Source organism: Streptomyces sp. NPDC006197, from assembly GCF_040613865.1.
GTDB lineage: Bacteria > Actinomycetota > Actinomycetes > Streptomycetales > Streptomycetaceae > Streptomyces.
Genome location: NZ_JBEXSZ010000134.1, coordinates 1 through 22,896 on the forward strand (window position 1 = coordinate 1; position 22,896 = coordinate 22,896).

17 protein-coding genes, 2 rRNA genes and 1 pseudogene are annotated in these 22,896 nt (G+C 72.7%); 15 read left to right on the plus strand and 5 right to left on the minus strand.

From position 1 onward, the window contains the following. The 4 genes and pseudogenes from ABZ318_RS31130 to ABZ318_RS31145 form a co-directional block, all read left to right on the plus strand. A 23S ribosomal RNA gene (locus tag ABZ318_RS31130) occupies nucleotides 1-220 on the plus strand; the annotation flags it as partial. A gap of 106 nt (nucleotides 221-326) precedes the next feature. Further along, nucleotides 327-443: ribosomal RNA gene (gene rrf, locus ABZ318_RS31135) — 5S ribosomal RNA — on the plus strand. Between the two features lie 226 nt (nucleotides 444-669). After that, nucleotides 670-1,299: pseudogene (locus ABZ318_RS31140) on the plus strand (hypothetical protein); the annotation flags it as partial. Between the two features lie 510 nt (nucleotides 1,300-1,809). Beyond that, complete coding sequence (locus ABZ318_RS31145; protein ID WP_356905803.1) at nucleotides 1,810-2,586, plus strand: hypothetical protein; 777 nt, start codon at nucleotides 1,810-1,812, stop codon at nucleotides 2,584-2,586. A 64-nt stretch (nucleotides 2,587-2,650) separates the two neighbouring features. Here the strand turns inward: ABZ318_RS31145 and ABZ318_RS31150 are convergent, their stop codons facing one another. Next, on the minus strand, nucleotides 2,651-3,946 hold the full coding sequence (locus tag ABZ318_RS31150) for a DUF1015 domain-containing protein (RefSeq protein WP_356905787.1): 1,296 nt from the start codon (nucleotides 3,944-3,946) through the stop codon (nucleotides 2,651-2,653). An 82-nt stretch (nucleotides 3,947-4,028) separates the two neighbouring features. On the opposite strand from ABZ318_RS31150, the gene ABZ318_RS31155 reads away from it, so the two are divergent. Together ABZ318_RS31155 and ABZ318_RS31160 are read left to right on the plus strand one after the other, a co-directional pair. Then, nucleotides 4,029-5,105: an HAD hydrolase-like protein gene (locus ABZ318_RS31155; RefSeq protein WP_356905788.1), complete on the plus strand. Its 1,077-nt coding sequence runs from the start codon at nucleotides 4,029-4,031 to the stop codon at nucleotides 5,103-5,105. A gap of 109 nt (nucleotides 5,106-5,214) precedes the next feature. Continuing rightward, complete coding sequence (locus ABZ318_RS31160; RefSeq protein WP_356905789.1) at nucleotides 5,215-6,072, plus strand: ABC transporter ATP-binding protein; 858 nt, start codon at nucleotides 5,215-5,217, stop codon at nucleotides 6,070-6,072. On the opposite strand, the gene ABZ318_RS31165 is transcribed toward ABZ318_RS31160, so the two are convergent. Then, nucleotides 6,061-6,408 (minus strand): SCP2 sterol-binding domain-containing protein, encoded by a 348-nt coding sequence (locus tag ABZ318_RS31165; protein ID WP_356905790.1) that lies wholly within the window; start codon nucleotides 6,406-6,408, stop codon nucleotides 6,061-6,063. The two genes, ABZ318_RS31160 and ABZ318_RS31165, sit on opposite strands and share 12 nt — an antisense overlap. Before the next feature lie 42 nt (nucleotides 6,409-6,450). On the opposite strand from ABZ318_RS31165, the gene ABZ318_RS31170 reads away from it, so the two are divergent. From ABZ318_RS31170 to ABZ318_RS31190, 5 genes are all read left to right on the plus strand, one after another. After that, nucleotides 6,451-6,714 (plus strand): hypothetical protein, encoded by a 264-nt coding sequence (locus ABZ318_RS31170; protein ID WP_356905791.1) that lies wholly within the window; start codon nucleotides 6,451-6,453, stop codon nucleotides 6,712-6,714. Between the two features lie 7 nt (nucleotides 6,715-6,721). Continuing rightward, the gene (locus tag ABZ318_RS31175; RefSeq protein WP_356905792.1) at nucleotides 6,722-7,537 is read left to right on the plus strand and encodes a TlyA family RNA methyltransferase; all 816 of its coding nucleotides are present in this window, start codon (nucleotides 6,722-6,724) and stop codon (nucleotides 7,535-7,537) included. After that, nucleotides 7,534-8,457 (plus strand): NAD kinase, encoded by a 924-nt coding sequence (locus ABZ318_RS31180; protein ID WP_356905793.1) that lies wholly within the window; start codon nucleotides 7,534-7,536, stop codon nucleotides 8,455-8,457. Before ABZ318_RS31175 ends, ABZ318_RS31180 begins: the two co-directional genes overlap by 4 nt. A gap of 82 nt (nucleotides 8,458-8,539) precedes the next feature. Continuing rightward, nucleotides 8,540-10,282 carry a DNA repair protein RecN gene (gene recN / locus ABZ318_RS31185; protein WP_356905794.1) on the plus strand — a complete coding sequence of 581 codons (1,743 nt, stop codon included), beginning with the start codon at nucleotides 8,540-8,542 and terminating at the stop codon, nucleotides 10,280-10,282. A 329-nt stretch (nucleotides 10,283-10,611) separates the two neighbouring features. After that, nucleotides 10,612-11,691 (plus strand): glycosyltransferase family 4 protein, encoded by a 1,080-nt coding sequence (locus ABZ318_RS31190; RefSeq protein ID WP_356905796.1) that lies wholly within the window; start codon nucleotides 10,612-10,614, stop codon nucleotides 11,689-11,691. A gap of 35 nt (nucleotides 11,692-11,726) precedes the next feature. On the opposite strand, the gene ABZ318_RS31195 is transcribed toward ABZ318_RS31190, so the two are convergent. Continuing rightward, complete coding sequence (locus tag ABZ318_RS31195; protein WP_356905797.1) at nucleotides 11,727-13,349, minus strand: PucR family transcriptional regulator; 1,623 nt, start codon at nucleotides 13,347-13,349, stop codon at nucleotides 11,727-11,729. 159 nt (nucleotides 13,350-13,508) lie between these two features. Between ABZ318_RS31195 and ABZ318_RS31200 the strand changes: the two genes are divergently transcribed. Continuing rightward, nucleotides 13,509-15,023 (plus strand): APC family permease, encoded by a 1,515-nt coding sequence (locus tag ABZ318_RS31200; protein WP_356905798.1) that lies wholly within the window; start codon nucleotides 13,509-13,511, stop codon nucleotides 15,021-15,023. 34 nt (nucleotides 15,024-15,057) lie between these two features. Then, on the plus strand, nucleotides 15,058-16,692 hold the full coding sequence (locus ABZ318_RS31205; RefSeq protein ID WP_356905799.1) for an NAD(P)/FAD-dependent oxidoreductase: 1,635 nt from the start codon (nucleotides 15,058-15,060) through the stop codon (nucleotides 16,690-16,692). 6 nt (nucleotides 16,693-16,698) lie between these two features. Here ABZ318_RS31205 and ABZ318_RS31210 read toward each other — a convergent pair whose 3' ends face one another. Both ABZ318_RS31210 and ABZ318_RS31215 read right to left on the minus strand, forming a co-directional pair. Beyond that, nucleotides 16,699-18,081, minus strand: coding sequence for an FAD-binding oxidoreductase (locus ABZ318_RS31210; RefSeq protein ID WP_356905800.1), 1,383 nt, complete (start codon nucleotides 18,079-18,081; stop codon nucleotides 16,699-16,701). A gap of 78 nt (nucleotides 18,082-18,159) precedes the next feature. Continuing rightward, nucleotides 18,160-19,923 carry a glycoside hydrolase family 15 protein gene (locus tag ABZ318_RS31215; RefSeq protein WP_356905801.1) on the minus strand — a complete coding sequence of 588 codons (1,764 nt, stop codon included), beginning with the start codon at nucleotides 19,921-19,923 and terminating at the stop codon, nucleotides 18,160-18,162. 465 nt (nucleotides 19,924-20,388) lie between these two features. Between ABZ318_RS31215 and ABZ318_RS31220 the strand changes: the two genes are divergently transcribed. Together ABZ318_RS31220 and ABZ318_RS31225 are read left to right on the plus strand one after the other, a co-directional pair. Further along, a complete protein-coding gene (locus ABZ318_RS31220) occupies nucleotides 20,389-22,038 on the plus strand; it encodes a CTP synthase (protein WP_190160191.1) in 1,650 nt (549 codons plus the stop codon). Nucleotides 22,039-22,115: 77 nt separating this feature from the next. After that, nucleotides 22,116-22,745 carry an NUDIX hydrolase gene (locus ABZ318_RS31225; RefSeq protein WP_356905802.1) on the plus strand — a complete coding sequence of 210 codons (630 nt, stop codon included), beginning with the start codon at nucleotides 22,116-22,118 and terminating at the stop codon, nucleotides 22,743-22,745. The last annotated feature ends 151 nt before the right edge of the window (nucleotides 22,746-22,896 follow it).

A 22,896-nucleotide genomic window follows, 5' to 3' on the forward strand; every position in this document is an offset into this window, starting at 1 on the left:
TCTGGTGTGCCAGTTGTCCTGCCAAGGGCATGGCTGGTTGGCTACGTTCGGGAGGGATAACCGCTGAAAGCATCTAAGCGGGAAGCCTGCTTCGAGATGAGTATTCCCACCTCCCTGGAGAGGGTAAGGCTCCCAGTAGACGACTGGGTTGATAGGCCGGATGTGGAAGCCCCGTAAGGGGTGGAGCTGACCGGTACTAATAGGCCGAGGGCTTGTCCTCAGTTGCTCGCGTCCACTGTGTTAGTTCTGAAGCAACGAACAGTTGCTGGTTTCTGGAGCTAGAACACAACTACAGAGTGTGCTTGTTCGCTCGAAACCGATAGGGTTTCGGTGGTCATAGCGTTAGGGAAACGCCCGGTTACATTCCGAACCCGGAAGCTAAGCCTTTCAGCGCCGATGGTACTGCAGGGGGGACCCTGTGGGAGAGTAGGACACCGCCGAACAATTCTTCAGGACCCCTGGTCCCAGCGTTCACGCTGGGACCAGGGGTCCTTTTGTTTTTGCTTGACTTTTCCGATGCGCGGCTGAGTGCCGGCTGCGCGAGAATGACTGCAGTACCCGAAGACAGGAGTCACACCGATGTCCACCAACTCTCCCGACGACCGTCCGGAGCGCGAGCCGCGTCGCAGGGACGGTGCAGGTGGCGACCGGGGCGGCTTCCGTGGGCCGCGCCGTGACGACCGTGGCGGCGACAGCCGCGGCGGCGACAACCGTGGTGGTGGCGGCTTCCGTCGCGATGACCGCGGTGGTGACAACCGTGGTGGCGGCTTCCGCCGTGACGACCGTGGTGGCGACAACCGTGGTGGCGGTTTCCGCCGTGACGACCGTGGTGGCGACAACCGCGGCGGTGGCTTCCGTCGTGACGACCGCCGTGATGACAACCGCGGTGGCGACAACCGGGGCGGTGGCTTCCGTCGTGACGACCGTGGCGGCGACAACCGTGGCGGCGGCGGCTTCCGTCGCGATGACCGCGGTGGTGACAACCGTGGCGGCGGGTTCCGCCGTGACGACCGTGGCGGCGAGCGTCCGTCGTTCCGTCGTGACGACCGTCCCTCGTACGGGCAGCGCGACGACCGCCGTGACGACAACCGCGGCGGTGGTTTCCGTCGTGACGACCGTGGTGGCGACAACCGCGGCGGTGGTTTCCGTCGCGATGACCGTGGTGGCGACAACCGTGGTGGTGGCGGCTTCCGTCGCGATGACCGTGGTGGGGACCGTCCGTCGTTCCGTCGTGACGACCGGCCTTCGTACGGCCAGCGTGACGACCGTGGCGGCGACCGCCCGTCCTTCCGCCGTGACGACCGGCGTGACGACCGGCGCGATGAGCGTCCCTCCTCGTTCCGCCGTGACGAGCGGCCCTCGTACGGGCAGCGTGACGACCGTCGTGACGACAACCGCAGTGGCGGCTTCCGTCGCGACGACCGCGGTGGCGACCGCCCGTCCTTCCGCCGTGACGACCGGCGTGACGACCGGCGCGATGAGCGTCCCTCCTCGTTCCGCCGCGATGACCGTCCCTCGTACGGCCAGCGCGACGACCGCCGTGACGACAACCGCGGCGGCGGCTTCCGCCGTGACGACCGGGGCGGCGAGCGTCCCTCGTCGTTCCGTCGCGACGACCGTGGCGGCGGCTTCCGCCGTGACGACCGGGGCGGCGACAACCGTGGCGGCGGGTTCCGTCGTGACGACCGCGGTGGCGACAGCCGTGGTGGGTTCCGTGGGCGGGACGACCGGGGTGGTTACGGGCGTCGCGACGAGCGCGGCGGTCGGGACCGTGACCGGGACCGTGGCGACCGCGCGCCCATCAAGCGTCTGCCGATCCCGCCGGAGGTCACCGGTGAGGAGATCGACCCGGATGTGCGCCAGGAGCTGATGAGCCTGCCCAAGGGGCTCGCCGAGGAGGTCTCGCGCAACCTCGTCATGGTCGCCCAGCTGATCGACGAGGACCCGGAGAAGGCCTACGGCTACTCCAGGATCGCGCTGCGGCTCGCGTCCCGCGTCGCGGCCGTCCGCGAGGCGGCCGGTTTCGCCGCGTACGCGACGCAGAAGTACTCCGAGGCGCTGGCCGAGTTCCGGGCCGCGCGCCGGATGAGCGGCGGTGTCGAGCTGTGGCCCGTCATGGCCGACTGCGAGCGTGGCCTCGGCCGGCCCGAGCGGGCCCTCGCCATGGCCGGTGAGCCCGAGGTGCAGAAGCTGGACAAGGCAGGACAGGTCGAGATGCGGCTCGTCGCCGCCGGCGCCCGCCGGGACCTGGGGCAGCTCGACGCGGCCATCGTGACGCTGCAGAGCCCCGAGCTGGCTTCCAGCGCCGTGCACCCGTGGACCGCGCGCCTGCGGTACGCGTACGCCGACGCGCTGCTCGCCGCCGGCCGTGAGCGCGAGGCGCGGGAGTGGTTCGCCAAGGCTCTGGAGGCCGACAAGGACGGCGCCACGGACGCCTCCGACCGGCTCGCCGAGATGGACGGTGTCGAGTTCGTCGACGCGTTCGACGAGGCCGAGGAGTCCGAGGACTCCCAGGAGTCCGATGTCGTCGAGCTCGACGACGACGACGAGGACGACGAGGACGACCGGGACGGCGACAAGGGCTGATCCCCCGGAGTAGTGAGAAGGGCGGCACCCGCTGGGTGCCGCCCTTCTTCGTTCAGCGGGGCCCTCAGTCCAGGGCCAGGCTCCTCAGGACCAGGCCCGTCGCGGGCTTCGGGCCGAAGGAGGTCGACTTGCGGGGCATCGTGACGCCCTGGCGGGCGAGGTCGCGGACGACCTCCTCCCGTACCGGATGCATGAGGACCGCCGTGCCGCCGCGGCGTTCCGCCTGGTCGACCGCCGCCTCCGTGTCGTGGATGTAGGCGATGTCCTCGGGGGTGTCCGGGATGCGCCAGACGTGCTCCAGGAGGGTGGAGTGCAGGACCGTCGCGTCCAGGGTCCGCCAGGCCTGGGGGCGGTCCGTGCGGATCGTGCGGTCGAGGAGGGCGGGGTCCGGGCGGTCGAGGAGGTGGAAGCCGCCGTCGCCCGCGAGGAGGAAGGCGTTTCCCCCGGCCGTGGCGGCCTCCAGGGCCTCCAGGGCCGTCGGCAGGGGCTCGTCGATCCGGCGCACCCGGAACGCGTCCCCGAGGGCCGCGAGGGCGTCCGGGACCGGCAGGCGGTTGAGGAGGCGGTGGATCGCGCGGACCCGCAGGGGGTAGCGGGCGGTGTCGATGAGGAGGACCAGGCCGTAGTTCCAGGGGCCGGGGGCCGCGTGCTCCTCGCGGAGGCGCAGGTACGTCGCCCAGCGGTGGTGGCCGTCGGCGATGAGGGCCTGGTGGCGGGCCAGATCGCCGGCGATCACGGCGAGTTCGGCGGGGTCCGTGACCGACCACAGGCGGTGCTGGAAGCCGTCCTCCGTGGTGGTGGAGAGCAAGGGCTCGTGCCGGACGGTGCGCTCGATGACCGCGGCGGCGCCGCCCTCGTCGTCCCCGACGTAGGTGAGGAGCAGGGGCTCCAGGTTGGCGGCCGTGGTCCGCATCAGTGCGGCGCGGTCCTCGACGACGTGCGGCATGACGTCCTCGTGGGGCAGGACGATGCCCTCCGTCGGGGCGGAGAGCTCCAGGGCGCCGATGACGCCGCGCTGGAGGATGCCGTCGCCCTGCTGCTCGTACACGTAGAGCGCGGGCTCCGGGTCCGGGGCGAGGACGCCGTCCGCGAGCCAGCGGTCGAGGGTGACGGCGGCCTTGCGGTGGCGGGTGCCGGCGGTGATCGCCTGCGGGAGGATCAGCCGGACGATGTTGTGGGGGTCGGCGGACTCCAGATGGAGCAGTCCGTCAGGTCGTACGACGACGTCGTAGGGAGGGGACGTCACGGCGGCGAGGCTGCCGACCCGCTCGGGGACGTAGCGGAGTCCGCGGAACGGGGCCAGGCGCAGTCCTGTGGCGTCGTCGCGGACGTCGTCGGCCGCGTGACCTGATGTGTTCATCCCGTCATCGTATGTGGGGGAGGGGTATGAGCGATGATCGGGGGAGCGGGGGAATCCACCCGTGTGATCCGAGGAGTGAGCGGTGACGGTGCGGAACGATCAGGGGCGGCGGGACGGCGGCAGGAAGCACCCGGCGGGCAGCGCGGTCGCGCTGAGCGAGGCGTACGACACGGCGCTCCTGGACCTGGACGGTGTCGTGTACGCGGGCGGGGAGCCCGTCCCGCACGCCGTGGAGGCGCTCGGGACGGCCCGGGCCGGCGGGATGCACCTGGCGTACGTCACCAACAACGCGCTGCGGACGCCCGGTGAGGTGGCGGAGCACCTGACGGAGCTGGGCGTGCCGGCGGAGGCCGGGGACGTGGTCACCTCGGCGCAGGCGGTGGCCCGGCTGATCGCGGACGAGGTGCCCGCGGGGGCCAGGGTGCTGGTCATCGGCGGCGAGGGGCTGCGGGTGGCGCTGCGCGAGCGGGGTCTCGTACCGGTGGAGTCGGCGGACGACGACCCGGCGGCGGTCGTGCAGGGGTACGGCGGGCCGGAGATGCCGTGGGGGAGGTTCGCGGAGGGGGCCTACGCGGTGGCGCGGGGCGTGCCGTGGTACGCCTCGAACACCGACCTGACCATTCCCGGGGCGCGGGGGATCGGGCCGGGGAACGGGGCGGCGGTGGAGGTCGTGCGGATCGCCACCGGGGGCCGGTTCGAGCCGAAGGTCGCGGGGAAGCCGCTGCCGCCGATGCACCGGGAGACGGTGCTGCGGACGGGGGCGGAGCGGCCGCTGGTGGTGGGGGACCGGCTGGACACGGACATCGAGGGCGCGTTCAACGGCGGGGTGGACTCGCTGCTCGTGCTGACCGGGGTGACGGACATGGCGCAGTTGCTCGCGGCCGTGCCCGAGCACCGGCCCACGTACGTGGCGGCCGATCTGCGGGGGCTGCTCACGGGGCAGCCCGAGGTCGTCGCGGACGCGGACGGGGGCTTCGTGTGCGGGGGGTGGCGGGCCTCCGTGAGCGGCGGCGAGCTCGTCCTCGACGGCACGCCGGGTGAGGGGGCGGAGGCGCTGGACGCTGTCCGGGCGCTGTGCGGGGCGGCCTGGTCGGAGGCGGACCGGCCGGGCGGGGGTGTGCCGGACGCGGGGAAGGCGCTGGCGCTTCTGGGGGTGTGAGGCCCCGGCATCCCGACAAGGAGCGAAGTTGGGTAGGCTAACCTAACTTCGCGTGGGTCGTGGTCGTCACCGCCGGACACGCCACGGACGAGACAGCGGGAGTGCGGGTATGGACGGTCGGCAGCAGCAGCGACTGAGCGCGGAATCGGTCACCCTGGCGTACGAGCAGCGGGTCATCGCCCGCGATCTGTCCGTCGCGATCCCCGACAACTCGTTCACCGTCATCGTCGGGCCCAACGCCTGCGGCAAGTCCACCCTCCTGCGCGCCCTCTCCCGGATGCTGAAGCCCAGCGAGGGCCGCGTCCTGCTCGACGGGCAGTCGATCCACGCGCTGCCCGCCAAGAAGGTCGCCAAGACCCTCGGGCTGCTGCCCCAGACCTCCGTGGCCCCCGACGGGATCACCGTCGCCGACCTCGTCGCGCGCGGCCGCTATCCGCACCAGGGGCTGCTGCGCCAGTGGTCCCCGGAGGACGAGCGGATCACACGCGAGTCCATGGCGGCGACCGGCGTCGCGGAGCTGGCCGACCGGTACGTGGACGAGCTCTCGGGCGGTCAGCGCCAGCGTGTCTGGATCGCCATGGCGCTCGCCCAGCAGACGCCGCTGCTGCTGCTCGACGAGCCCACCACGTACCTCGACATCCAGCACCAGATCGACGTCCTCGACCTGTGCGCCGAGCTGCACGAGACGCAGGGGCGGACGCTCGTCGCCGTCCTCCACGACCTCAACCACGCGGCCCGGTACGCCACCCACCTCATCGCCGTCCGCGACGGCGAGGTCGTCGCCGAGGGGCCGCCGTCGGAGGTGGTGACCGCCGAGCTGGTCGAGCGGGTCTTCGGGCTGCGCTGCCAGGTCATCGACGACCCGGAGACGGGGACGCCGCTGGTCGTGCCGGCCGGGCGGAAGGCGCGTGTCCGGGCGGCCGCGGCGGCGCAGGCGCCGTCCCGGGAACTCGCCCTACAGAAGTGACCTCAGCCGCAGGAGGTCCCGGAAGCCGGCTTCCAGTCTGACCCGGCCCGAGGCCCAGGCCTTCGCGAAGTTCAGCTCGCCGTCCACCATCGCCACCAGGTCGTCGCCGGTCATCGCGAGCCGGATGTCCGCCTTGGCCGGCGGCGGGCCCGCCACCGTGGCGTCGACCCGGATCCGGCCGTCCGCGAGACGGCCCGTGAACGTCGTGTCGAGGTCGGTGACGTGGCAGCTCAGGCTGCGGTCGAGCGCGGCCGCACCGCGCACGCCCTCGTCCGCCCGCGCGAGGTTGTCCGAAAGTCTGTCCAGTGCGCCGCGGCACTCCGTGATCGTCGCCATCGCCGTCGACGGTACCCCAGGGCTTCGCGGTAGCGTCGAGGCATGAGCGACGCCACCCCCCAAGCCCCGCAGGAGCAGGCCCCGGCCGAGACGTACGAGCCCGCGGGGCCCGCGCCGCTCGGCGTCGCCCTGGAGCCCACCGGGCACCCCGCCGTCGACGCCCGGCTCGCGCGTCTCGCCGAGCTGGACCACCTCCCGGCGGACGGACACCTGGAGGTGTACGAGGATGTACACCGTGGGCTGCGCGCCGAGCTGACCTCGCTCGACACGCACCCCGCCCCCCGTCCGTACGACAACAGGAGCTGAACCGAACGTGGCAGGAGTGGCACGCCGCCGTCTCGACGCCGAGCTGGTCCGACGCAAGCTCGCGCGCTCGCGCGAGCACGCCAGCCAGCTGATCGCCGCGGGCCGGGTGACCGTCGGCAAGACCGTCGCCACCAAGCCCGCCACCCAGGTCGAGACCGCCGCGGCCATCGTCGTCGTCCAGGACGACTCCGACCCCGACTACGTCTCGCGCGGCGGCCACAAGCTCGCAGGGGCCTTCGCCGCCTTCGTACCCAAGGGACTGAAGGTCGAGGGCCGGCGCGCACTGGACGCCGGAGCCTCCACCGGCGGCTTCACGGACGTCCTGCTGCGCGCGGGCGCCGCCCACGTCGTCGCCGTCGACGTCGGCTACGGACAGCTCGCCTGGTCGCTGCAGAGCGACGAGCGCGTCACCGTGAAGGACCGCACGAACGTGCGCGAGTTGACGCTCGACGCCATCGACGGCGTCCCGGTCGACCTCATCGTCGGCGACCTGTCCTTCATCCCGCTCGGCCTCGTCCTGCCCGCCCTCGCGGCCTGCACGGCGCCCGGCGCCGACCTCGTCCTCATGGTCAAGCCGCAGTTCGAGGTGGGCAAGGAGCGGCTCGGCACCGGCGGAGTCGTGCGCTCCACCGAGCTCCGCGCGGACGCCGTGAAGAACGTGGCCCGGCAGGCCGGCGAGCTCGGCCTCGGCGTCCTCGGCGTCACCGCCAGCCCGCTGCCCGGCCCCTCCGGCAACGTCGAGTACTTTCTGTGGCTGCGGGCAGGCGCGCCCGCGCTGGATCCGGCGGACGTCGACCGCGCCGTGGCGGAGGGACCTCGTTGAGCTCAACTGCAGCAGCACCATCGGGAACAACACGCACCGTCTTCCTGCTCGCGCACACCGGCCGGCCGGCCGCCGTGCGCAGCGCCGAACTGGTCGTCCTGGGGCTGCTGCGCTGCGGCATCGGCGTCCGCGTCCTGGAGGCCGAGGCCGCGGACCTGCCCCTGCCGCCGTCCGTCGAGAGGGTGCCGGAGGGCTGCCCCGACGCGCTCGACGGCTGCGAACTCCTCGTCGTCCTCGGCGGTGACGGCACCCTGCTGCGCGGCGCGGAGTTCTCCCGCGCCTCCGGCGTGCCCATGCTCGGCGTCAACCTGGGGCGCGTCGGCTTCCTCGCCGAGGCCGAGCGCGACGACCTCGACAAGGTCGTCGACCGGGTCGTCACCAAGGCGTACGAGGTCGAGGAGCGGATGACCCTCGACGTCACCGTGCACGAGAACGGCGACGTCCTGTACCGCGACTGGGCGCTCAACGAGGCCGCCGTGCAGAAGGTCTCGCCGGAGCGGATGCTGGAGGTCGTGCTCGCGATCGACGGGCGCCCGGTCACCGGCTTCGGCTGCGACGGGGTGATCTGCGCGACACCCACCGGCTCCACCGCGTACGCCTTCTCGGCGGGCGGCCCGGTCGTCTGGCCCGAGGTCGAGGCGCTGCTCATGGTCCCGATCGGGGCCCACGCCCTCTTCGCCAAGCCGCTGATCACCACCCCCCAGTCGGTGCTCGCCGTCGAGGTCGAGCCGCACACCCCGCACGGGGTGCTGTGGTGCGACGGGCGGCGGACGGTGGAGCTTCCGGCGGGAGCCCGCGTCGAGGTGCGGCGGGGCGCCGTGCCGGTCCGGCTCGCCCGGCTGCACCACGCCTCCTTCACGGACCGGCTCGTCGCCAAGTTCGCCCTGCCCGTCTCGGGATGGCGGGGCGCACCGCACTGACGCCCCCGGCGGGTCCGTAACGAACGGCGCGTCCGGGAGTCACGGCCGGGGGCGATGTCGCATCGGACCCGGTAAACCTCGTATGGTCTGGGGCGTGCTGGAGGAGATGCGGATACGGTCGCTCGGGGTCATCGACGACGCGGTGGTCGAGCTGTCGCCCGGATTCACCGCGGTGACCGGTGAGACCGGTGCGGGCAAGACCATGGTCGTGACCAGCCTGGGGCTGCTGCTCGGCGGACGTGCCGACCCGGCCCTGGTGCGGATCGGCGCGGCCTCGGCCGTCGTCGAGGGGCGGATCAGCGTGCCCCCGGGCTCGTCCGTCGCCGCACGCGCGGAGGAGGCCGGTGCCGAGCTCGACGAGGGCGTGCTCCTCGTCAGCCGTACCGTCTCCGCCGAGGGACGCTCGCGGGCCCACCTCGGCGGGCGCTCCGTGCCCGTCGGGCTGCTCGCCGAACTCGCCGACGAGCTCGTCGCCGTCCACGGCCAGACCGACCAGCAGGGCCTGCTCAAGCCCGCCCGGCAGCGCGGCGCGCTCGACCGGTACGCGGGCGAGGCCGTCTCCGTGCCGCTCGCCGCCTACGGCGAGGCGTACCGGCGGCTGCGCGCCGTCACCGCCGAGCTGGACGAGATCACCACCCGGGCCAGGGAACGCGCCCAGGAGGCCGATCTGCTGCGCTTCGGCCTCGGCGAGATCGAGGCCGTCGCCCCGCTGCCCGGCGAGGACGCCGAACTCGCCGCCGAGGCCGAGCGGCTCGGCCACGCCGAGGCCCTCGCCTCCGCCGCCGCGCTCGCGCACGGCGCGCTCGCGGGCGACCCCGAGGACCCCGAGGCCGTCGACGCGACCACCCTGGTCGCCGGCGCGGGCCGGGCCCTGGAGGCCGTACGGTCGCACGACCCGGCGCTCGCCGGACTCGCCGACCGGATGGGCGAGATCTCCATCCTGCTCTCGGACGTGGCGCAGGAACTGGCCGGATACGCCGACGACCTGGACGCCGACCCGCTGCGGCTCGCCGCCGTCGAGGAGCGGCGGGCGCTGCTCACCCAGCTGACGAGGAAGTACGGCGAGGACATCGCCGCCGTCCTCGCCTGGGCGGAGGAGAGCGCGGCGCGGCTCGGCGAACTCGACAGCGACGACGACCGGATCGAGGAGCTCACCGCCGAACGGGACCGGCTGCGCGACGAACTGTCGGTGCTCGCCCAGCGGCTCACCGACGCGCGCACGGAGACGGCCGCCCGGTTCGCCGACGCGGTCACCGCCGAACTCGCCTCGCTGGCCATGCCCCACGCGCGCGTGTCCTTCTCCATCGCCCAGACCGAGGACCCCGAGGGCGTCGAGGTCGGCGGCCGGCGCGTCGCCTACGGCCCGTCCGGCGCCGACGAGGTCGAGCTGCTGCTCGCCCCGCACCCCGGCGCCCCGCCCCGGCCCATCGCCAAGGGCGCGTCCGGCGGTGAGCTGTCCCGGGTGATGCTCGCCGTGGAGGTCGTCTTCGCCGGGGTCGACCCGGTGCCGACGTACCTCTTCGACGAGGTCGACGCGGGCGTCGGCGGCAAGGCGGCCGTCGAGATCGGCCGTCGGCTCGCCAAGCTCGCCAAGTCCGCCCAGGTCGTGGTCGTCACCCACCTCCCGCAGGTCGCGGCCTTCGCCGACCGGCAGCTGCTCGTCGAGAAGACGAACGACGGCTCCGTGACCCGTTCCGGCGTCACCGTCCTGGAGGGCGAGGAGCGCGTCCGGGAGCTGTCCCGGATGCTCGCCGGCCAGGAGGACTCCGAGACGGCCAGGGCCCACGCGGAGGAGCTGCTCGCCACGGCGCGGGCGGACGCGTGAGCCCGGGCCCGGGAAGGGTCGTGGGCGGGGCGGAGGATGTGCCGCGGGCTTCGGCCGGGCCCAAGTCGGCGCGTTCGCCGCGGGCTTCGGCCGGGCTCAAGTCGGCACGTTCGCCGCGGGCTTCGGCCGGGCCCGGCTCGCGTGCGGGGGCGGCTGAGGCGGCGGTCGCCGTCGTGGTGAGGGGAGCCGACGGGCGCTCGTGCGCTCACCCGTGTGGGTGAACCCGTGGGTGTGTGGCCGGCCCGTACACCTCCCGCACACCGGAACGACGCCACTTCGGTGCCGGAACGTGCGTACGGTCCAGGGGACGGACTGGCATCCTTGGGCGCGTGACACAGCTCCGTACGGTCCAAGTGCTGGGCGGCGGCGGCGCGGGCAGCAGCGCTCACGTCCGATCACTCGCCTCGGGGCTGGTGGCAAGGGGCGTGCGGGTGACCGTGTGCGCCCCGGCCGAACTCGACCGCGCATACGACTACCTGGGCGCCGGCGCGCACTTCGTGCCCCTGCCCCGCCTCGGCGACCCCGCGACCGTCGCCGCCCTCCGCAACGCCTGCATCGGCGCGGACGTGGTCCACGCGCACGGCCTCCAGGCCTCCGTACGGGCCGCGCTCGCGCTGACCGGCGGCTGCCGAACCCCCCTGGTGACCACCTGGCACAGCCGGAGCCACATGGACGGCGCGCGGGGCGGCGTGCTGCGGCTCCTCGAACGGAAGACCGCGCGGGCCGCGACCGTCGTCCTCGGCACCTCCTCCGAACTCGTCGACCGCGCCCGGCGGCGCGGGGCCCGGGACGCCCGCCTCGCCCCCGTCACCGTGCCCCCCGCGCGCGGGCCCGTCTGCCTCCACGACGGCAAGGCCCGCGCCGAACTCGGCGCCGTCGACCGGCCCCTGCTCATGGCCGTCGGAGCGCTCGAACGCGGCCGGGGCTACCGGACGCTGCTCGACGCCGCCCGGGAATGGCGGGAGCTCGACCCGCAGCCGCTGCTCGTGATCGCCGGAGAAGGGCGCGAACGGGCCTTCCTGCAACGGCGGATCTTCGAGGAACGGCTCGCCGTCCGGCTCATCGGACGCCGGGACGACGTCGCCGAGCTGCTCGCCGCCGCCGACGTCGCCGTCCTGCCGTCGCGGTGGGAGGCGCGCTCCCTGCTCGCACAGGAGGCGCTCCGGCTCGGGGTGCCGCTCGTCGCGACGGCGGTCGGCGGTGTGCCGGAACTCGTCGGGAACGCGGCGGAGCTCGTGCCGTACGGGGACGCGGGGGCCCTGGCGGGGGCGGTGCGGGGGCTGTTGGAGGACGCGGAGCGACGGATGGACCTGGCGGCGGCGGGGCGGGTGCAGGCGGGGTCCTGGCCCACGGAGGACGAGACGGTGGCGCATGTGCTGGCGGTGTACGACGAGTTGACGGGGCGGTGACCCTTCCTGGGCCCGCGCCCGCCGCCCCGCCGGGCCTACGGCGTGTGGCGGCGGGCGCGGAGGGCCAGGGAGAGGGCCAGGACCGTTTGGGGGTCGTCCAGGTCCGTGCCGAGGAGTTCGGAGATGCGGGCCAGGCGGTTGTAGAGCGTCTGGCGGTTGAGGTGGAGCTCGCGGGCCGTCTCCGCCTTGCGGCCCGCGTGCGCCAGGTACGTCTCCAGGGTGGGAAGGAGCGGCGGGCGGGACGCGCGGTCGTGGTCCCGCAGCGGGCCGATCGCCCGGTCGACGAAGGCCGCCAGGTCCGGGTGGTCGCGCAGCCGCCACAGGAGCAGGTCGATGTCGAGGCGGCGCGCGTCGTACCAGGGGAGGTCCGAGAGGCCCTGCGCCGCCGTCGCCGTCTCCGCCGCGTGCCGCAGGCCCGCCGAGGCCGCCGCCCAGCCGCCCGCGACGCCGACCACGACGACCGGCGGGTGCGCCCCGGCCCGTTCCAGGCCGGCCCGCTCCACGCCCGCGCGCAGCGCCGCCGCGACCCGGTCCGCGACCGCCGTGCGCTCCGACTCCGAGCGGAGGCCCAGGAGGAGGGGGACCCGGCCTTCCACCGGGCGGACGCCCAGGAGGGCCGGGACGCCGACCGAGGACAGTTCCTCCAGGACCGCGCGGGCCAGGAGCGCCCAGTTGCCCGAGGGGGAGAGTTCCGAGGCCAGGCGCATCACGACCGGGAGGAGCGGGCCGTCCCCGGGCTTGAAGCCGAGGACCCTCGCCTGTGCCGGGGCGTCCTCCGCCGTGATGCGGCCCTCCGCGAGGTCCGTCAGGAAGTCGCCCCGGCCGCGCGCGGCCAGCTCCTCCTCCTGGCGTGCCTGCATGAGGACGACCGCGAGGAGCCCCGCCGCCCGCTCGGCCGCCATCCGGTGGACGGGGGAGAGGGCGCCGGAGACCGCGAGGAGGACGAGGCGGGCCCGTACCGAACCCGTACCGGGGCCGCCGCCGGGCACGTCGACGAGGACGGTGCCGGAGGGCGGGCCCGACTCGCGGGCCGCCCGCTGGCCGCGCAGCCCGTCCCACACCTGGAGCGGGTCGGCGGGCGCGGACTCGGTGCCCGCCGCGTACAGCAGCTGCCCGTCGGCGGTCTCCAGGAAGACCGGGTTCGCGGCGAAGTCGGAGAGGATGCGGAGCACCTGCGGGACCCCGCCGCCGCCGAGGAGCGCCTCGGTGCACTGCCGGTGGACCTCCTCGGCCTGCCGCTGGAGGGCGTAGTGGCCGTTGACGATCTCGGTGTGGATCTCCTCCGTGACGGCGACGAAGGGGACCTCGCGGTGGAGCTGGACGAGGGGGAGACCGGCTGTCCTGGCGGTCTCCACTATCGTCGCCGGGAGGCGGGCGAAGCGCGGGCCCAGTTCGACGACGAGCGCCGCGATGCCCCGGTCGGCGAGCCGGCGGACGAAGGCGCGTTGTTCGGCCGGGCGGGTGCCCAGGCCGAGGCCCGTCGTGAGGAGTAGTTCGCCGCCCTTGAGGAGCGACGCGATGTTCGGCACCTCGCCCGCGTGCACCCAGCGCACCGTGCGGTGGAGCCGGTCCGCGCCGGCCACGACCTCCGGGAGCCCGCTGCGCAGCCCGGGGAGTTCGAGCGCCCGCTGCACGGTGATCCCGCCCTGATTGTCCATAGCCGGACGCTACCCGCGTCCGTGTCGCGACGACATCACCGCACGGTCACGGGACCGGACAGTTCGTACACCAGGGCGACAACTCGTCGCCCCATGGCGGGAATTGTGCGACCGCTTGTCGATTGTGGCCTACGTCACTCGCGAGGATCCTCTCGGCCCATGGCAGAGAACCCCACTCCAGAGGTCCACCGGCTCAAGGCGAACTCGGTCGGACTCGTCGGCGTCGTCTTCATGGCCGTCGCCACCGCCGCCCCGATCACGGCGATGACCGGAAACCTCCCGATCGCCGTCGGCTTCGGCAACGGCACCGGCGCACCCGCCGGATACCTCTTCGCGACGCTCGTCCTGACCGTCTTCTCGGTCGGCTACGTCGCCATGGCCAAGCGGATCACGGCCGCCGGCGCCTTCTACGGCTACATCTCGCACGGCCTGGGCCGGATCGCCGGCATGGCCTCCGGCATGCTCGCCGTCCTCGCGTACATCGTCTTCGAGGCCTCGATCGTCGGCGTCTTCTCCTACTTCGCCAAGACCACGGTCGCCGACCAGCTCGGCGTCGACCTGCCGTGGGTGCTGTACGCGGCGGTCATGCTGGCCGTCACCGCCGTCCTGTCGTACTTCGACATCAACCTGACCGCCAAGGCGCTCGGGGTGATGCTGGTCGCGGAGATCGCCGTCCTCTTCGCGGTCGCCACCGCCGTCCTGATCGCCGGCGGCGGCCCCGACGGCATCCCGGTCGAGCCGATCAACCCCAAGAACGCCTTCACCGGCACCTCCGCCGGGCTCGGTCTCTTCTTCGCCTTCTGGTCCTGGGTCGGCTTCGAGTCGACCGCCATGTACGGCGAGGAGTCCCGCGACCCCAAGCGGGTCATCCCGCGCGCCACCCTGATCTCCGTCATCGGCGTCGGCCTGTTCTACATCTACGTCTCGTGGATGACCATCGCCGGGAACGGGCTCGCCGGCTCCGTGAAGCTGTCCTCGTCCGCGAGCCCGCTCGACCTGTTCTTCGCACCCACCCAGACCTTCATCGGCGCCTGGGCCGTCGACGCCTTCCAGTGGCTGCTGCTCACCGGCTCCTTCGCCTGCGGCATGGCCTTCCACCAGTGCGCCTCGCGCTATCTGTACGCCATCGGCCGGGAGGGCTTCCTCCACCCGGCGCTCGGCCGGACCCACGCCCGGCACGGCTCGCCGTACATCGCCTCGTACGTGCAGAGCGCGATCGCAGTCGCCCTCGTCGCCGCCTTCTGGCTCACCGGCCAGGACCCGTACATCCACCTCTACACGCTGCTCGCGATCCTCGGCACGATGGCGATCCTCATCGTCCAGACCCTCTGCTCCTTCGCCGTCATCGGCTACTTCCGCAGGAACCACCCCGAGGACCGGCACTGGTTCAGGACCCTCACGGCCCCGCTCCTCGGCGGCATCGGCATGATCGCCGTCGTCGTGCTGCTGATCATGAACATGGAGACCGCGGCCGGTCTCGCCGCCGACTCCCTCTTCTTCAAGGCGATCCCCTGGATCGTCGGCGCCGTCTTCTTCGGCGGTCTCGGCCTCGGCTTCTACCTCAAGGCCAAGCGGCCCGAACGCTACGAGATCATCGGCCGGATCGTCCTGGAGGACGCCGCCGAACGCCCCGCCGAGGAAACCCCCGTCCCCGCCCCCGCACCCCAGAGCTGACTCCCCCTCACCCTCCAGGATCCAGGAGCGCCCCATGGCACGCACCAACCCGATGCACCTCCTGAAGAACCTCGCCGCCGAGCACGCCGCCGCCCGCCGGCTGAACCTCCCCGTCGACGAACTGCGCGGCATGAGGGCCGACGCCCTCGGGCGCCGCGCCCTCCTCAGGTACGCCGCCGCCGCGGGTGTCGCGGTGGGCGTGGGCGCGGCGGCCCCCGCCGTCGCCGCCACCCCCACCCCGCAGGTCAAGAGCACCGCCCGGGTCGCCGTCGTCGGCGCCGGGATCTCCGGCCTCACCGCCGCCCTCACCCTCCAGGACGCCGGCCTCAGCCCCGTGCTGTACGAGGCGAACCCGTCCAGGGTCGGCGGCCGCATGTGGACCCAGCGGGACCACTGGGCGTACGGGCAGACCTCCGAGATCGGCGGCGAGCTGATCGACACCAGTCACAAGAAGATCCTCGAACTCTGCCGCCGGTTCGGCCTCGCCACCGAGGACTTCCTCGGCGGCGGGCCCAACGGGGCCGAGGAGGTCCTCTGGTTCGGCGGCGCCTACTACCCGCGCGAACAGGCCGACGAGGACTTCAACGCCGTCTACCAGGCCCTCCACCGCGACCTGCTCGACGCGGGCGAGGTGAAGTGGAACCAGACCACCCCCACCGGCACCGCCCTCGACAACATGTCGCTGTACGAGTGGATCGAGACCCGGGTCCCCGGCGGACACTCCTCACCGCTCGGGAAGTTCATCGACGTCGCCTACAACGTCGAGTACGGCGCCGACACCACCGAACAGTCCTCGCTCGCCCTCGTCCTGCTCATGGGCTACCAGACCAATCCGGGCAACTTCAACGTCTGGGGCCTCTCCAACGAGCGCTACCACGTCGTCGGCGGCAACGACCGGCTCCCGAACGCCGTCGCCGGGGCGCTCGCCCCCGGCACCCTGCGCATGGGCTGGTCGCTGACCGCCGTACGGGCCAACGCCGACGGCACCCAGACGCTCACCTTCACCGAGGCGGGCGCCACCCGCACCGTCACCGCCGACCACACGATCCTCTGCGTCCCGCTGCCCATCCTCCAGCGACTCGACCTCTCCCGGGCCGGGTTCGACCCGCTCATGCAGAGCCTCCTGCGGGACGCCCGCATAGGCTACTGCACCAAGCTCAACATGCAGTTCGGCACCAGGCCCTGGCGCGGCACCGGCCCCTGGCCCGGCGTCTCCGCGGGCGACTGCTTCACCGACACCGAGGTCCAGCAGACCTGGGACACCACCAAGATCCAGGGCGGCACCGGCGGCATCCTCCTCCAGTACGGCGGCGGCAGCCTGGCCCGGAACCTGAACCCGGCCGGACCGTTCTCCACCGAGTCCGACCCGTACGTACGGAGCCTGGTCACCCGCTACCTGGCCGGCATCGACGCCTTCTTCCCCGGCACCTCCCGGGCGTACACCGGCCGCGCCCAGCTCTCCGCCTGGCACAAGAACCCGTACTCCCTCGGCGCGTACTCCTGCTGGCCCGTCGGCTACCTCCACCGGTACGCCGGGTACGAGGGCACCGCCCAGGGCAACGTCCACATCGGCGGCGAGCACTGTTCGTACGACTTCCAGGGCTTCATGGAAGGCGGCGCGACCGAGGGCGAGCGCGCCGCCCAGGAGGTGATCGCCGCGCTGCGATGAGCGGGCTCAGCCGGCCGGCACGATGTTGTGGTTGAAGCGGAACACGTTGTCCGGGTCGTACGCGGCCTTCACGGCGGCGAGCCGGCGGTAGTTCTCCTCGCCGAAGGAGGAGACGATCCGCTGCTCGCCCTCGGCGCCGACGAAGTTCAGATACGTCGCGTCGAGCGCCCACGGCCGCGCGTCGGCCCGCACGTCGCGCACCCACTCCGTCGCCGGCCCGTCCAACGCGGGGTCCTCCCAGGTCGCGAACGGGTGCACCGCCCAGGGTGCGGTGCGCCACGGCTGCGGATACCCGGAGGGCCCCGCGGCCACGGCCCCGCCCATCAGGAACAGCACCTGCTGGGTGGCGGTCCCCGCCGGGATCCCCGCGCCGCGCTCGCAGAAGACGTCCACGGCCTCGTCGGGGAACTCCCTCAGGTACTCCGCCGACCAGTAGTTCCGCAGCCCCGGCGGGTCGTCCATCATCGACTGCAGGTCCACGTACGGGATGTCCGTGACGATCTCCACCACGGGCTTCAGCGCGAACAGCGGCGCCGCGAACTCCCGCAGCTCGGAGACCGGCCCCGCGTACGTGAACAGCGTCCCGCACACCAGCTTGCCGACCAGGTCCTCGGGTATGAACGGCTCCGGGGGCGCGGGCGCGTAGAGAGCGCCGCCACCCATCTCGTCGGGCGCGCCGAGGCCGAGGTCCCGGAAGGTGCGCACCACCTCGGGCGCGTTCTCCGGCAGGAAGAACAGCATCGCGACGCTCGTCCGGGGCAGCGCGTGCAGCCGCATCGTCAGCGAGGTCGCCACCCCGAAGTTGCCGCCGCCGCCGTGCAGCGCCCAGAACAGCTCCGGGTTCTCCTCCGCGTCCGCGTGGACGTGCTTGCCCTCGGCGGTGATCAGGTCGACGGCGAGCAGGTTGTCGCTGGCGAGACCGAACTTCCGCTCCAGCCAGCCCGATCCGCCGCCCAGCGTGAAGCCGCCGACCCCGGTGGTGGACACCCGGCCGCCGGTCGTCGCCACGCGGAACGGCTGGCAGGCGTGGTCCAGGTGGGACATGGTCGCCCCGCCCTCGATCCGTACCGTCATCTCCTCCGGGTCCACGACGACGCCGTGCATCCGGCGGAGGTCGACGACCAGCGCTCCGTCGATCACGGAGGTCCCGGCGACGCTGTGCCCGCCGCCGCGCACCGCGATCGGCAGCTCGGCCTCCCGGCCGAACAGGATCGCGTTCGACACGTCGGCCTGGGTGGCGCACTGGGCGATCACCGACGGGCGCCGGTCGATCATGCCGTTGTGCAGGGCACGCGCCTCGTCGTAGCCCGGATGACCGGGGACGATCACTTCGCCGGCCAGGTCGTCGACCAGTCCGGCCAGGGCGCTCTCGGAGATGTGGGGAGCCATGGGAGCCCCCCTTTCGTACGGGGGACAAGGACCTTCTCATCGTAGGTCCGGCCCCCGGGGGTGTCTCGCGGGCGCCCCTCAGCCTCCGTACGCGCCGCTCGCCGTGAGCCGCAGCGCCGTGTCGATGAGCGGGACGTGGCTGAAGGCCTGCGGGAAGTTGCCCACCTGCCGCTGGAGCCGCGGGTCCCACTCCTCGGCGAGCAGCCCGAGGTCGTTGCGGAGCGCGAGGAGCTTCTCGAAGAGCGTGCGCGCCTCGTCGACCCGGCCGATCATCGCCAGGTCGTCCGCCAGCCAGAAGGAACAGGCGAGGAACGCGCCCTCGTCGCCCTCCAGGCCGTCCACGCCGGCCTCCTCGCCGGCCGTCGGGTAGCGCAGCACGAAACCGTCCTCCGTGGACAGCTCGCGCTGGATCGCCTCGATCGTGCCGATGACCCGCTTGTCGTCCGGCGGCAGGAAGCCCATCTGCGGGATCAGCAGCAGCGAGGCGTCCAGCTCCTGGGAGCCGTACGACTGGGTGAAGGTGTTGCGCTCCTTGTCGTAGCCCTTCTCGCAGACGTCCCGGTGGATCTCGTCGCGCAGTTCCCTCCAGCGCTCCAGCGGGCCGTCCGCGTCGCCGGACTCGATCAGCTTGATGGTGCGGTCCACCGCCACCCAGGCCATCACCTTGGAGTGCACGAAGTGCCGGCGCGGGCCGCGCACCTCCCAGATGCCCTCGTCGGGCTGGTCCCAGTGGGTCTCCAGGTAGTTGATCAGCTTGATCTGGAGCAGGGAGGCGTAGTCGTTGCGGGACAGACCCGTCATGTGCGCGAGGTGGAGGGCCTCCGTGACCTCGCCGTAGACGTCCAGCTGGAGCTGGTTCGCGGCGCCGTTGCCGACCCGGACCGGGCTGGAGTTCTCGTACCCCGGCAGCCAGTCGAGCTCCGCCTCGCCGAGCTCCCGCTCGCCCGCGATGCCGTACATGATCTGCAGGTTCTCCGGGTCGCCCGCGACGGCGCGGAGCAGCCAGTCCCGCCAGGCGCGGGCCTCCTCGCGGTAGCCGGTGCGGAGCATCGAGGAGAGGGTGATCGCCGCGTCCCGCAGCCAGGTGTAGCGGTAGTCCCAGTTGCGGACGCCGCCGATCTCCTCCGGCAGCGAGGTGGTCGGCGCGGCGACGATCCCGCCGGTCGGCGCGTACGTCAGCGCCTTCAGGGTGATCAGCGAGCGGACCACGGCCTCCCGGTAGGGGCCGTGGTACGTGCAGTGCTCGACCCAGTCGCGCCAGAAGTCGGCGGTCGCCTCCAGCGAGCCCTCCGGGTCCGGCAGCGCGGGCGGCTCCTTGTGGGAGGGCTGCCAGGAGAGCGTGAAGGTGATCCGCTCGCCGGGCGTGACCGTGAAGTCGGAGTACGTCGTCAGGTCCTTGCCGTGGGTCTCCACGGCGGTGTCCAGCCACACCGAGTCGGGCCCGGCGACCGCGACCGTGCGGTCCCCGACCTTGTGCACCCACGGCACGACCCGGCCGTAGCTGAACCGCATCCGCAGCGAGGAGCGCATCCGCACCCGCCCCGAGACGCCCTCGACGATCCGGATCAGCTGCGGCGCGCCGTCGCGCGGCGGCATGAAGTCGGTCACCCGGACCGTGCCGCGCGGGGTGTCCCACTCGGACTCCAGGATCAGCGAGTCGCCCCGGTAGCGGCGCCGGTCGGCGGGGGCCGGCTCCGCGTCCGCCGGACCCGCCGGGCCCACCCGCCAGAATCCGTGCTCCTCCGTGCCGAGGAGACCGGCGAAGATCGCGTGCGAGTCGAAGCGGGGGAGGCAGAGCCAGTCGACGCTGCCGTCCCGGCACACCAGGGCAGCGGTCTGCATGTCTCCGATGAGTGCGTAATCCTCGATACGCCCGGCCACGTGCTTCACTCCAGTCGAACGGCCACGTCCGCCCCGTGGGGCGCTTGCTACGAATGCGCGTGATGTGCGCGATGGGTCAACCAGGCCAGTGTGCGGGATGCGGCGACCTGCTGGGCGGGCGATGTGCGAGCAGAATACGCGGCGGCCCGGTGACCTTGGTGATCACGCGGACGACGCACTGCTCCACACGGGTGAGCTGCGGCTTTCCCCCTCCCCGACGGCCCCGTCGCCGTCCGTGAACACCCGACTGCCGCGTGTGGCCGGAAGCGGTCTCTCCCTGTCGCTGATACCCTGGTACCCCGTGGACCGGTGGGAAACGGCGACAGCCGAGGACCCCGAAACCGCAGCGACGGCACCCCCCGATTCTTCCGGAGGGGAAGCCGGTACGCACCTCCAGAACGCGACCACGGGAGCCCCCTCTTGGCGATGCCGCCCAACACCACGACGACCAAGCACATCTTCGTCACCGGGGGTGTCGCCTCCTCCCTCGGCAAGGGCCTCACCGCCTCCAGCCTGGGTGCGCTCCTCAAGGCTCGCGGTCTGCGGGTCACGATGCAGAAGCTCGACCCGTACCTGAACGTCGACCCGGGCACGATGAACCCCTTCCAGCACGGTGAGGTGTTCGTCACCAACGACGGCGCCGAGACCGACCTGGACATCGGCCACTACGAGCGCTTCCTCGACGTCGACCTCGACGGCTCGGCCAACGTCACCACCGGCCAGGTCTACTCGCAGGTCATCGCCAAGGAGCGGCGCGGCGAGTACCTCGGCGACACCGTGCAGGTCATCCCGCACATCACCAACGAGATCAAGGGCCGCATCCGCCGCATGGCGACGGACGACGTCGACGTCGTCATCACCGAGGTCGGCGGCACGGTCGGCGACATCGAGTCGCTGCCGTTCCTGGAGACCGTCCGCCAGGTCCGCCACGAGGTCGGTCGCGACAACGTCTTCGTCGTCCACATCTCGCTGCTGCCCTACATCGGCCCCTCCGGCGAGCTGAAGACCAAGCCGACCCAGCACTCCGTCGCCGCCCTGCGCAACATCGGCATCCAGCCCGACGCGATCGTGCTGCGCGCCGACCGCGAGGTCCCCACCGCCATCAAGCGCAAGATCTCGCTGATGTGCGACGTCGACGAGGCCGCGGTCGTCGCCGCCATCGACGCCCCGTCGATCTACGACATCCCGAAGGTCCTGCACACCGAGGGCCTGGACGCCTACGTCGTCCGCAAGCTCGACCTGCCCTTCCGCGACGTGGACTGGACCGTCTGGGAGGACCTCCTGGACCGCGTCCACAACCCGGAGCACGAGGTCACGGTCGCGCTCGTCGGCAAGTACATCGACCTGCCCGACGCCTACCTGTCGGTCACCGAGGCCATGCGCGCCGGCGGCTTCGCCAACCGCGCCCGGGTCAAGGTCAAGTGGGTCACCTCCGACGACTGCAAGACCCCGGCGGGCGCCGCGAAGCAGCTCGGCGACGTCGACGGCATCCTCATCCCCGGCGGCTTCGGCGACCGCGGCGTGTCCGGCAAGGTCGGCGCGATCCAGTACGCCCGCGAGAACAAGGTGCCGCTGCTCGGCATCTGCCTCGGCCTGCAGTGCATCGTGATCGAGGCCGCCCGGAACCTGGCCGACATCCCCGAGGCCAACTCCACCGAGTTCGACCCCGCCACCGCGCACCCCGTCGTCTCCACGATGGAGGAGCAGCTGGCGTACGTCGAGGGCGCCGGCGACCTGGGCGGAACGATGCGCCTGGGCCTCTACCCGGCGAAGCTCGCCGAGGGCTCGGTCGTCCGCGAGACCTACGCCGACGAGCCGTACGTCGAGGAGCGCCACCGCCACCGCTACGAGGTGAACAACGCCTACCGCGCGGAGCTGGAGAAGAAGGCCGGCCTGGTCTTCTCCGGCACCTCCCCGGACAACAAGCTCGTCGAGTTCGTCGAGTACCCGAAGGAGATCCACCCCTACCTGGTCGCCACCCAGGCGCACCCGGAGCTGAAGTCCCGCCCGACCCGCCCGCACCCGCTCTTCGCGGGCCTGGTGAAGGCGGCCGTGGAGCGCAAGACGGGCAAGTAGTACGGCGCGTTAACGTTGCCGGGGTACGGCTCCCTCCCGGGGGTCCGTACCCCGGCTTTCGTACGAGAGGACTGCTGATGAAGGTGCAGGACACCCCGGAGGAGTGGCAGGTCGTCGCCACCGCCACCCCCTTCAAGGGAAACAAGACGAGTGTCCGCACGGACGACGTGGTCATGCCGGACGGCTCGGTCCACCGCCGTGACTACCAGGTCCACCCCGGCTCCGTGGCCGTCCTCGCCCTGGACGAGGAGGACCGCGTGGTCGTCCTCCGGCAGTACCGGCACCCCGTACGGCAGCGGCTCTGGGAGATCCCCGCCGGGCTCCTCGACGTGCCCGGCGAGAACCCGCTGCACGCCGCCCAGCGCGAGCTGTACGAGGAGGCGCACGTCAAGGCCGGCGACTGGCGGGTCCTCGCCGACGTCTACACGACGCCCGGCGGCTGCGACGAGGCCGTACGGATCTTCCTGGCGCGGGACCTCGCGGAGGCGGAGGGCGCGCGCTTCGAGGTCTCCGAGGAGGAGGCCGACATGGAGCTGGCACGGGTGCCGCTGCCCGAGCTGGTGCGGGGGGTGCTGGCGGGGGAGCTGCACAACAACTGCCTGGTGGTGGGTGTCCTTTCGCTGGCGGCGGCCCGGGCGGGGGAGGGCGGGCTCGACGCGCTCCGTCCGGCCACCGCGCCGTGGCCGGCCCGCCCCTTCGAGGCGTAGCCCTTCCGGGCGCCTTTCCGCCCGGCGGGGCGGTGCCCCTCCGCACCCCCGTGTGGGCAACCGTCCCGCCCCCAGTTTCTGGTTCTCGCGCTCCCACTCCCGCTCGGCCTTCTCGATCGCGCTGCGGATCCCCCGGACCGCGTACTCCTTC

What these genes read in the sequence shown, in the direction of transcription:
- ABZ318_RS31205 (WP_356905799.1), top strand. Translation starts at nt 15,058, where the DNA reads ATGGCACGCACCAACCCGATGCACCTCCTGAAGAACCTCGCCGCCGAG.
- ABZ318_RS31195 (WP_356905797.1), bottom strand. Translation starts at nt 13,349, where the DNA reads ATGGACAATCAGGGCGGGATCACCGTGCAGCGGGCGCTCGAACTCCCC.
- ABZ318_RS31150 (WP_356905787.1), bottom strand. Translation starts at nt 3,946, where the DNA reads ATGAACACATCAGGTCACGCGGCCGACGACGTCCGCGACGACGCCACA.
- ABZ318_RS31165 (WP_356905790.1), bottom strand. Translation starts at nt 6,408, where the DNA reads ATGGCGACGATCACGGAGTGCCGCGGCGCACTGGACAGACTTTCGGAC.
- ABZ318_RS31170 (WP_356905791.1), top strand. Translation starts at nt 6,451, where the DNA reads ATGAGCGACGCCACCCCCCAAGCCCCGCAGGAGCAGGCCCCGGCCGAG.
- ABZ318_RS31220 (WP_190160191.1), top strand. Translation starts at nt 20,389, where the DNA reads ATGCCGCCCAACACCACGACGACCAAGCACATCTTCGTCACCGGGGGT.
- recN (WP_356905794.1), top strand. Translation starts at nt 8,540, where the DNA reads ATGGTCTGGGGCGTGCTGGAGGAGATGCGGATACGGTCGCTCGGGGTC.
- ABZ318_RS31200 (WP_356905798.1), top strand. Translation starts at nt 13,509, where the DNA reads ATGGCAGAGAACCCCACTCCAGAGGTCCACCGGCTCAAGGCGAACTCG.
- ABZ318_RS31215 (WP_356905801.1), bottom strand. Translation starts at nt 19,923, where the DNA reads ATGCAGACCGCTGCCCTGGTGTGCCGGGACGGCAGCGTCGACTGGCTC.
- ABZ318_RS31225 (WP_356905802.1), top strand. Translation starts at nt 22,116, where the DNA reads ATGAAGGTGCAGGACACCCCGGAGGAGTGGCAGGTCGTCGCCACCGCC.
- ABZ318_RS31210 (WP_356905800.1), bottom strand. Translation starts at nt 18,081, where the DNA reads ATGGCTCCCCACATCTCCGAGAGCGCCCTGGCCGGACTGGTCGACGAC.
- ABZ318_RS31160 (WP_356905789.1), top strand. Translation starts at nt 5,215, where the DNA reads ATGGACGGTCGGCAGCAGCAGCGACTGAGCGCGGAATCGGTCACCCTG.